Below are 9,911 nucleotides of genomic sequence, written 5' to 3' on the forward strand. Positions count from 1 at the left end.
GAATCAGGATATTCTGAAGATTGCCACGCTCTCGGCTGGCTTAAGCGAAGCCGTTCGCCCGCTTACATCAGAGCAGTTAAATACCCCTTACCGTCCAGGCGGCTGGAGTGCTGCACAGGTTGTTCATCATCTTGCGGACACGAATATGTTCGCTTACCTCCGCTTTAAGCGGGGGCTTACGGAAGATGCACCGCAGATTCCAACCTACCGGCAGGACCTGTGGGCGGAACAGAGCGATTATCTGGAAGAGCCGATAGAGTCTTCACTCCGGCTGCTGGAGCATCTGAACCCGCGGTTCATGACTTTGCTGGGTTCACTGAGTGAAGCTGATTTTGACCGGATTTTTGTGAGTGCAGGCCTCGGGACGATGAGCCTGGATATAGCATTACAGAGATATATCTGGCACAACAGCCACCACATTGCGCAGATCACCTCGCTCATCAAGCGGAGCGGATGGTAATCTACGCACAAGAGCAAGCGGAGCAGGAATTACTCCTGCCCCTTGCTCTATTTCTTTTGCAGGGGTATATAAATCGTGCGCTGATCTGCCCTGTCATGCAAAAAATGGAAATGAAATCTGTATGTAGATTCTCTTTCTCTATCGTATATAATTATACCAAATGGGCACAGGTACATAAGGAGGTCGGGGAATGCCTACACCGAAGAGAGCAGAAGCCAAATCAAGAATGAAACTCAGCCTCACTTTGCTGCTGATGGCACTGGTGACAATGGTGTTTCTATTGACAACTACGATTCTGCTCATTGGGTCATACCAATCTAAGAAGAAATCACTAATAGAGACCACGCTTAATCTGAATTATGCCAATGCGGAAAGAATGAGCAAAACGGTAGATTCGTTGTTCCGTTCGATGCGCAGCAGCTTGCTTTTCAGTGCGGATCAAATCGCAAGTATGGAGGCATCGCAGCCTGAAGATATTGATGCTTATCTTGATTTAATGCGCCATAGCAGCAACTACTTTAATTCCATTATTCTGGTTAACACAAACGGCTCGGTACAGAATAATTCACCGAAAACCCTGGGTATGGTCGGGAAGAGAATTCAATCGCCCCAGGTTCTGGAAGCTCTCCGGCTGAAGAACTCCTATCTGTCCTCACCGTATACTTCGTCCACGACAGGCAGGATGCTTTTTTTCATGAGCGAACCGCTGTATAACAAAGACAAACAGTATCTTGGACAGCTCGGAGGCACGGTCTATCTACGGGATTACAATATCCTGAATATGATCTTCGGGAACAATAATATTGATGAATCCGGTTCGTATTACTATATTGTCAGTGCTGAGGGGCGTGTGCTGTTCCATCCGGACATAGGGCAATTAAATAAGGATATCAGCCCTAACGAGGTCGTCCAGAGATTAAGGAGGGGTGAGAACGGGAAAATGCAGGCGCTGAATACCAAAGGGGTATCCATGCTGGCCGGCTATTCGGCGGTTCCCGCTAATGACTGGGGAGTTGCCGTTGTATCTCCGGTTCATGTCATTCAGGAACAACTGCTGGCTCACTTAAGCAAAATTCTGGCCTATACGGTCATTCCATTCGTTATTTTGCTGCTCAGCGTGTTTGTGCTTGCACACCGCTTAGCCAAGCCGTTCGTTGTCCTGGCCGACCTGGTGAACAGAATCGGCAAAGAAAATGTCGAGCTGCCAGAGCTCAAACCTCATTGGAACAGGGAAGTTGATCTGCTTACCAAAGCGGTGGTGATGGCCTGGACGGACATCCAGAAGCAGACGGATCAGCTGACCCAGGATGCGATGACCGATCTTCTGACCGGTTTAACGAACCGAAGAGCGCTGGATATCAGCATCAATCAGTGGATTGCTGCCCGGGTACCTTTTTCCGTAATCGTTCTGGATGTGGACAAGTTCAAATTCGTCAATGATACTTACGGCCATTTGGCCGGGGATGAGGTGCTTAAACGCGTTGCAGAAATCCTTACTGCAAGCATCCGTCCCGGCGATATCTGCGCCCGTTACGGCGGTGAAGAATTTGTCCTGCTGCTACCCCGGACGAAACCCGACCATGCTTACACAGTGGCCGAAAGAATCCGTAAAACCCTGGAAAAAAGTGAGGTTCCCCTGCCGATTAAAGTCACTTCCTCGCAGGGAATTGCCCATTATCCCACACACGGGCGTACCCGGGAAGAATTGCTTGGACACGCAGATGAAGCTTTATACTCCGCCAAACATACTGGAAGAAACCGGACAGTTATCGCGGGAGAGTAAGGATGGAGCATCTTCCCCAGGGAGGATGCTTTTTTAATGCGGTCTTGAATCAAGAAAATCATCACCTGAACATAGGCGAATACATATCCTACTTCAGAACGAAAAAAATGGGCTCCGAAGAAAGGAAGGATTCGCGTGACTTTAAATATCGATTATACTTCTCCCAATACTCAATTCACCTTTGATCTGAACTGCAGCACCTTGTTTAAGAAGGATGACTGCAACTATATTAACGTTATGGGGATTAAAGAGCTGAATACGCTGGATAATACGTCGCTGCTTGATATTTTTCTCAGCAAATCAAATGTGGTCGAACCGCATTATCATCAAAATGCCGCTGAGCTGGTCTATTGCATCTCCGGTGAGGCAGTGGTTTCCTTGATTAATCCGTTCACGGGTGAGCTGCTGCACTTTCCGATTACACCGGGCCAGGTGGCTAACGTGCCGCAGGGCTGGTGGCATTACGAAGTTGCAACGGTAGATTGTACGCATCTGCTGGCTATTTTTAATGCTCCCACACCACAGGTCATTCTTGGATCGGATATTTTAAGCAAAACACCGGCCCGTGTGCTGGCCCATACTTACTGTCTAAATGAGGCTATGCTGAAGGAGACGCTGGCTCCGCTGAAGCCAATGACGTTCATTGGTCCTCCGGCCGATTGCTGTGAACCTTCAAAGACAGCGGCCGAAAATGTAAAAGGAGCCATGATAACTCCGGCGAATTTAGCTCCGGTGAACATGGCTCCGGTGAACATGGCTCCGGTAAATATGGCGCCAGTGAATATCGCTCCGGCTATGGCTACAGCTAATATGTCACCATACATGTATCAGCCGGCTCCACAGAGCTTCGGATACCAGCCAATGAGTGTTCACGGCTACTACGGTCAGCCTCATGTTCAGCAGTTATACCGTCAGCAGCCGTATGCTCAAGACTATCCAGCTTATCCGAGCGCAGGAACAGAGAACGAGTAGAATCAAGCAAGTGCCAATGAAAGCCTCCCGGGAACAATCCCGGGAGGCTTCTGCTTCTAGGACAGGCGGACAAGCACCCGTCCTCTAATATTTGAATTTAGAATATCTTCGAGTGCGGCAGGCAGACCATCCAGCGTGATCTCGCGGTCAACCAGTGCTTCAAGCACCTCCGGCTTCAGATCCGTTGCCATCCGCTGCCAGATGTCTTTACGTCTCCCGGCAGGGCAGGACACGGAATCAATACCCAGCAGGCTGACCCCACGCAGGATAAATGGCAGCACTGTTGTCTGAACTGCCGTGCCGGCGGTTAGGCCGCTTGCAGCCACAGCGCCGCCGTATGTGATCTTGCTTAGCACGGCTGCCAGCGGACTGCCGCCTACTGAATCTACTGCTGCCTGCCAGAGCTGCTTGTCCAGCGGCTTCAGCGCACCACTGCCTACATCCTCGCGGGAAATGACCTCTTCCGCACCTAAAACCTGCAGATACCCCGCTTCGTCTGTTCTGCCTGTGCTGGCAGTTACCTGGTAGCCTAGTTTGGCCAGCATCGCTACTGCCGCACCGCCAACTCCGCCTGTTGCTCCGGTGACGAGCACCTTGCCTTTATCCGGCGCAGCCCCGTGATCTTCCAGCGCTTGAATGGACAGCGCGGCGGTAAATCCGGCCGTTCCGTAAATCATTGCTTCCCGCAGGCTAAGACCATCCGGGAGGGGGAGAACCCAGTCGGCGGGAATTCGCGCATATTCACTGAAACCGCCAAAATGGGACACGCCAATGCCATAACTGGTGGCGATGACGGACTGGCCTGCCTCAAACCGGCTGTCGGCCGAAGAGATTACAACCCCTGACAGATCTATTCCGGGGATAAAGGGATAATTCCGCACAATATTTCCATTTGGAATGCTGGCTAATCCGTCCTTATAGTTTACGCTAGAGTAGGATACCTTGATCAGCACCTCACCTGCAGGCAATTCTTCCATTGCCACAGGCTTGACCTCCACTGAGAAAGTATCTGTCTTGTCTACAACCAAAGCCTGAAAAGTATTTGACATTTGATGTTCCGCTCCTCATCCGGACTGTATTATAAGCGTGTTATATATTAATTATTCTGACCGGTCAACTTTTTTATTACCATGATATAATACACATCATATATTGAACTTAATCAATGATTGCTTTACATTCCTATATCGTGGAGGTCCTATGGTACGTTACAAGAAGTCGGAAGAGAAACGCAAACAGATTTTGTATGCCGCTTTTCATTCGCTCTCCGATCGTGGCTACGACGCAGTGACCCTGCAGACCATTGCCGATCATGCAGAGGTCAGCAAAGGGGTTGTCCATTATTATTTTGAGAATAAGGAAGCGGTTCTGGTTGAACTGCTCGAATGGCTGACCGGCAAAATCTCTGCAAAGGAGCAAGCAGCGGTAGCAGATCAGCATTCAGCCACAGGTAAGCTGACCGCCTATATCAGCTCTGCCTTCCCCGGCCCGGACCAGAACCGTTCCTTTTACCGCGTCTATTTGGATTTCCTGGCGAGAGCCAGCCGCATCCCGGTCTACCGGGAGATTAACCAGCGGTTCTATGACAGCTGCGCTAGTATCAGTACAGAGATAATGAGGCTCGGACAGCAGGAGGGGATTTTCGCTAAGGAGCTGTCCCCGGATACAACTGCACCCGTGATCCGTGCGATCATCGACGGCTGCCTGATCCAATGGCTGATGGCGGATAAGGACGAGCTGCACGGGGTGTATAAGGACTCCTGTTATGATGCCATTATGAAGGTGCTCAGCGTGTGAAAGCTTATGAATATCAAACAGAGGGATGATAAATACTCCTGCGGAAATAGTTACAATTTTGCAGGCATTAACTCTCCAGGATATGTTAAATTATGGGTTGAGTATTGGGTAATCCTTAGTGAAGAGGGTGTTCTATGAGTCGGGCAAAATGGTTTACAGTTTCAGCAGCGGTTGTCTTTGCAGCTTCAATAGCGCTTAATGTGTATTCCGCATACCGTATTCATGAATCGTCAGACAATGAGGGGCCCGGCAATGATTATGCAGCAGCAGCGGCAGAGCTGATACAGTCCGTAGACAGGCTCGAGGTTGAGGTTAACTCCGCAAACGGGAATATGAATGCTGACGGCATTTACGAACTGAGAGAGACGCTGCTGAAGCTGCCGGATGTCACTAAGAAATTGGCATTCGTTCAGGATTTCAGCCAAGAAGATGGAATTCTTAGTCTGGACCTGGATGTAGTGGAATGGTTCTCCGGAGAAGAAGCTGAAGCAGCCGCTAAGGAAGACGGCAATCCCGAGGCCAGTTCGCTGGCGAACGGGTTTTACATCAGGAATACAAGCGATGAGCTGGAGACGATCAAGCTGGAGCCGGATGTGCAGATTGATGTTCTGGAGGAAGCCAGACTTCAGGCGGTTCAATATCAGGATTTCTACTCCACAGAACTTAAGGACAGATTATTCTATTATACAGCTGTTGGCGGCAAAGTTGTTTTACTGCAGGAAATGTACAGACCTTGACTTCACTTTCACTAAATCTCTACTATTATGTACATTGTGTGAACTGTAGTATAGTAGATATAGAAAAATATGGTCTGGGAGGCCTGTTCTATGTCTATCGCTACTACAATGATTATTCGCCTGGAAATCCGTAAATCGGTTGCTTCATTCGGTGATGTAGCTTCAGCGCTCGCAGCAGCGGGCGGGGATATAGTTGCTATCGACGTTATCCGTGCCGGGAAAGAGGTTACGATCCGCGACATTACCGTAAATGTCCAGGATGCGGCTAACGAAGAGATTCTTACCGTGCTTTCAACTTTACCGGGGATTAAGGTAATTAATGTATCTGACCGGACATTCCTTGCCCACATCGGCGGCAAAATAGAGATTACCCCCAAGATGCCGATCAAAAACCGTGAGGATCTGTCACTGGTCTACACCCCTGGTGTGGCCCGTGTCTGTATGGCTATCGCAGAAGACCCCGGCAAAGCCTATTCCCTGACTATGAAAAGAAATACGGTAGCTGTCGTTACCGATGGTACGGCAGTACTCGGTCTCGGTGATATCGGCCCAGAGGCGGCAATGCCGGTTATGGAGGGGAAGGCGATGCTGTTCAAGCAGCTGGCAGACATTAATGCTTTTCCGCTCTGCCTGGACACGAAAGACCCGGAGCAAATCATCAGTATAGTGAAAGCGGTTTCCTCTGGCTTCGGCGGAATCAATCTGGAGGATATCAGTTCTCCGCGCTGCTTTGAGATAGAACGGCGGCTGGCTGCTGAGCTCGATATTCCTGTATTTCATGATGACCAGCATGGTACGGCGGTAGTCGCATTAGCCGGATTGCTGAATGCACTGAAAGTAGTAGGCAAGGAGCTCGCAGAATGCCGGATCGTTGTTGTCGGCATCGGTGCAGCCGGTGTGTCCATTTGCCGTCTGCTGCTCGCGGCAGGCGCCGGAAAAATCTGCGCTGTGGACCGGGAGGGAATTCTTAGCAGGGAACAGGTCTACAGCAATGCCGAGTGGCAGTGGCTGGCCGGAGCGACCAATCCGGAAGGGATTACTGGAGGCTTAACGGAGGCCTTGCGCGGAGCGGATGTATTCATTGGGGTATCCGGCCCGGGCGTGCTGTCCGTGGAGCAATTACGGAGCATGGCCAGTGATAACATCGTATTTGCAATGGCCAATCCGTCTCCGGAAATAGAACCTGAGCTGGCTGAGCCTTATGTCCGTGTGCTGGCGACAGGCAGAAGTGATTATCCTAATCAGATCAATAATGTGCTGTGTTTTCCGGGGATTTTCCGCGGAGCCCTGGATTGCAGGGCCAAGGCGGTTAATCTAGAGATGAAGCTGGCGGCAGCCCGGGCCATTGCTTCGGTGGTTCACCACGACGAGTTGAATGAGCAATACATTATCCCGAGTATTTTTAACGAAAAGGTAGTTGAGCAGGTACGGCTGGCTGTAATCAAAGCTGCTGTCTCTACAGGAATGGCCCGCCGCATTCCACCGGATATCTCGGAGGAGGGCTAATTTTGCTACGTGAAACGGGATACGGATCTGGAGGTATAGATGAAGAGCAGGATTCATATTATGGGGGCTTCGGGGGCAGGTACGAGCACGCTCGGACATGCGCTGGCCGGACGGCTGCCGCATGTCCATCTGGATAGTGATGACTATTTTTGGGAACAGAAGTTTTCGAAGCAGAGTGATATCGGTGAGCGGCTTAGCAGGATTAAGTATGATCTGGAGCATCAGGAGCCATGGATTCTGTCCGGTGCAGTTTGCGGCTGGGGAGACGGGCTGCGCTCTTATTTTGATCTGGTCATCTTCTTGTGGATTCCCCCGGAGCTTAGGCTGGAGCGGCTGAGAGCCAGAGAGTTCGCACGTTACGGCGCACACAGTCTGCCGGGCGGGAGCAGGTACGAGGATGTGCAGACATTTCTGGAATGGGCCAGTTTATATGACACGGCAGGACCGGACGTCAGAAGCCTGAATCTACATGAAGCCTGGATGCGGGAGCTTCAGTGTCCGGTTCTGCGGCTGGAGGGTGATCTGTCTGTCGAAGAACGGGTGGAGGCTGTGCTGGACTACTTATCCTGCGGGAGAGAGGAGTAAGGACATGAGGAAGATTGTAGTTATACGTACATTGCTGCTATGCGGACTTATGCTTATACTGAATTCCGCCTGCAGCAGCGGGACCCTTTATCATACCTACACTTATTCCGGAGAGGGCGAGCACTGGTCAGCAATCTATAGTGAGACACTAACAGAGAAACCGGTCCACTCAGAAGGAAAAGCAACGTATTACCAGCCTTCCAGCGAGTATGCCTTCCAGCTTGCCTACAAAGGCAAATCTGGGGATCTGAAAAAGATCAAAAAATTCACCTTCGGCTTTGATGCGGTTGGGCACGGGTCCAGTCAGACGATGGAAGGGCCCATAAGGTTAGAAAGTCTGCGGCTGCAGGGCTCGGGCGACGGATTGGTAAGCCGGGAGGAGTCAATCATTAAGGTGAGTGTCGATTGGGACGGACAGAGTGAGCAGTTTGAATTGCTGGCAGACGGGAATGAGCCGAAATGAGAATGGGTCTGGTCAGGCATTTCAAGGCAGACCATATTCCGGCGCGGGGCTGGATCACAGGTGAGCAGTTCAACAGGTGGGTTGCAGAGTACGATGCAGCCGGCATCCGCCCGGCACCATTCACGGATCATAAAGAGCACTGGGACTACTGCATATGCAGCGATCTTCCAAGAGCCGTACATACTGCAAGGCAAATCTATTCAGGAGATATTGCACTTAGCGAGCAGCTTAGGGAAATTGGAGTGGCGGCGGTAAAGCTGTCCTGGTTCAAGCTTCCTGCAGCTTGCTGGATGGTTATAGGACGGCTGATGTGGCTGGCCGGACATCCCTCGCAGCCGGAGAGCCGGCGGGAAACTTCGCAGCGGATTATTTCGGTTCTGGACAAATTGGAAGCGGATCCGCAGCGGAAGAACGTGTTGATCATAACGCATGGAGCATTCATGAAACAGCTGGAGCGGGAGCTGCGGCGCAGATCTTACAGCGGACAACGGATGAAGCACCCGCGAAATGGACAGCTTTATGTATATGAGAAATAATTCAAACATGCAGGAAGCAGGAGGTACAGAGTACAAATGGTGTCTATTAAAGAAATTGAGGCAGACTCACTTTCAGCCTTAAATGAGTTATATGGTGAATTGACGGGTACAATGGCGGAACGAAACAAACTTACCAATGCTTTTGCGGCAATCAAGGCAGACAGCCGGTACATATTATTAGGTGCTTATGTGGACGGGGAGCTGCTGGGCTCCATCATGGGCATAATCTGCCAAGATCTCGTAGGAGATTGCCGGCCGTTTATGGTCGTTGAGAATGTTGTTGTCTCCGCGCGGGCCCGCCGCCAGGGTCTGGGCAAACAGCTTATGACCGCCATTGAAGGCATTGCCCATGAGCGGGATTGTTATTATATCATCCTGGTCTCCGGTGAGAAACGCAAGGAAGCCCATGTCTTCTATGAGAGGATGGGCTACCGGGATGAGAAGGTTGAGGGCTACCGTAAGCATCTAAGCTCACATTGAAGTATTAATGGAGCCCATACTTAGCATGAAGTTCTGCCAGGAAGCTGATTCCGTTAACCGGAGTCAGCTTCCTGTGCTTTTGTAATGCCTCACGCCGATGCGCCAGACCAGCAGCGAGAGTCCCAGGAATACAGCTCCGGCGGGCAGCGAAAGGAAGCCCAGCCACTGTGGATAATCCCAGCCGCATACTGTAGCCGCCGGATAGAAGCTGATGAAAAGCATCGGGAGCACAAAGCTGAATACAGATTTCAGTGCCCGCGGCATATACGGCTCCGGACAGCGGGTAATCTGGTAGCTGGCATTGGTCAGCAGATAAATCCAGTCGAGTCCTTTGATTGTGAAAAATGCCAGACCCGAGGTCAGCACGAATACTCCGCAGTACATCAAGCAGCCTCCCGCGAGTGCCATAGCCAGAATTCCGAGCCTGCCGGGCGTCAGGGGGATGCCAAGCTTCCCAAGCGCCCAGCCTGCCGCACAGATTCCGGTGACAGGCCGGACCAGCCGGTGCAGATGGAACCTGGAGGCGGCAACCTGGACGAACAGGGAACGGGGCGGAGCAGCAGCCGGTCGAAATCGCCGGAGCGCAGCAGAT

The 9,911-nt window shown here is 51.2% G+C and carries 11 protein-coding genes and 1 pseudogene; 10 read left to right on the plus strand and 2 right to left on the minus strand.

Features of this window, described 5'->3' with window-relative positions; translation table 11 throughout:
• The 3 genes and pseudogenes from AQR02_RS07940 to AQR02_RS35490 all read left to right on the plus strand — a co-directional run.
• A partial coding sequence (locus AQR02_RS07940; protein ID WP_054940114.1) for a YfiT family bacillithiol transferase occupies positions 1-460 on the plus strand: 460 nt, incomplete at its 5' end.
• 190 nt (positions 461-650) lie between these two features.
• Positions 651-2,243 carry a sensor domain-containing diguanylate cyclase gene (locus tag AQR02_RS07945; protein ID WP_054940115.1) on the plus strand — a complete coding sequence of 531 codons (1,593 nt, stop codon included), beginning with the start codon at positions 651-653 and terminating at the stop codon, positions 2,241-2,243.
• Between the two features lie 135 nt (positions 2,244-2,378).
• Positions 2,379-2,906, plus strand: a pseudogene (locus tag AQR02_RS35490) (cupin domain-containing protein); the annotation flags it as partial.
• A 365-nt stretch (positions 2,907-3,271) separates the two neighbouring features.
• Here AQR02_RS35490 and AQR02_RS07955 read toward each other — a convergent pair.
• Complete coding sequence (locus tag AQR02_RS07955; RefSeq protein WP_054940116.1) at positions 3,272-4,264, minus strand: acrylyl-CoA reductase family protein; 993 nt, start codon at positions 4,262-4,264, stop codon at positions 3,272-3,274.
• A 151-nt stretch (positions 4,265-4,415) separates the two neighbouring features.
• On the opposite strand from AQR02_RS07955, the gene AQR02_RS07960 reads away from it, so the two are divergent.
• The 7 genes from AQR02_RS07960 to AQR02_RS07990 all read left to right on the plus strand — a co-directional run bounded on the left by AQR02_RS07960 (position 4,416) and on the right by AQR02_RS07990 (position 9,319).
• Entirely contained in the window at positions 4,416-5,012 is a 597-nt protein-coding gene (locus AQR02_RS07960; RefSeq protein ID WP_054940117.1) for a TetR/AcrR family transcriptional regulator, read from the plus strand.
• Between the two features lie 134 nt (positions 5,013-5,146).
• Positions 5,147-5,749, plus strand: coding sequence for a hypothetical protein (locus tag AQR02_RS07965; RefSeq protein WP_054940118.1), 603 nt, complete (start codon positions 5,147-5,149; stop codon positions 5,747-5,749).
• A 90-nt stretch (positions 5,750-5,839) separates the two neighbouring features.
• Positions 5,840-7,255, plus strand: coding sequence for an NAD-dependent malic enzyme (locus AQR02_RS07970; protein WP_054940119.1), 1,416 nt, complete (start codon positions 5,840-5,842; stop codon positions 7,253-7,255).
• A 39-nt stretch (positions 7,256-7,294) separates the two neighbouring features.
• Positions 7,295-7,840 carry an ATP-binding protein gene (locus AQR02_RS07975; RefSeq protein ID WP_054940120.1) on the plus strand — a complete coding sequence of 182 codons (546 nt, stop codon included), beginning with the start codon at positions 7,295-7,297 and terminating at the stop codon, positions 7,838-7,840.
• Between the two features lie 4 nt (positions 7,841-7,844).
• On the plus strand, positions 7,845-8,303 hold the full coding sequence (locus AQR02_RS07980) for a hypothetical protein (protein WP_054940121.1): 459 nt from the start codon (positions 7,845-7,847) through the stop codon (positions 8,301-8,303).
• Positions 8,300-8,839: a histidine phosphatase family protein gene (locus tag AQR02_RS07985; protein ID WP_082451722.1), complete on the plus strand. Its 540-nt coding sequence runs from the start codon at positions 8,300-8,302 to the stop codon at positions 8,837-8,839. The genes AQR02_RS07980 and AQR02_RS07985 overlap by 4 nt, the downstream gene beginning before the upstream one ends.
• 36 nt (positions 8,840-8,875) lie before the next feature.
• On the plus strand, positions 8,876-9,319 hold the full coding sequence (locus tag AQR02_RS07990; RefSeq protein ID WP_054940123.1) for a GNAT family N-acetyltransferase: 444 nt from the start codon (positions 8,876-8,878) through the stop codon (positions 9,317-9,319).
• Positions 9,320-9,382: 63 nt separating this feature from the next.
• Here AQR02_RS07990 and AQR02_RS07995 read toward each other — a convergent pair.
• Positions 9,383-9,911, minus strand: a 529-nt coding sequence (locus tag AQR02_RS07995) for an ABC-2 family transporter protein (protein WP_187388767.1), incomplete at its 5' end; no start/stop codon positions are given.

This window comes from Paenibacillus ihuae, assembly GCF_001368795.1.
GTDB lineage: Bacteria > Bacillota > Bacilli > Paenibacillales > Paenibacillaceae > Paenibacillus_AQ > Paenibacillus_AQ ihuae.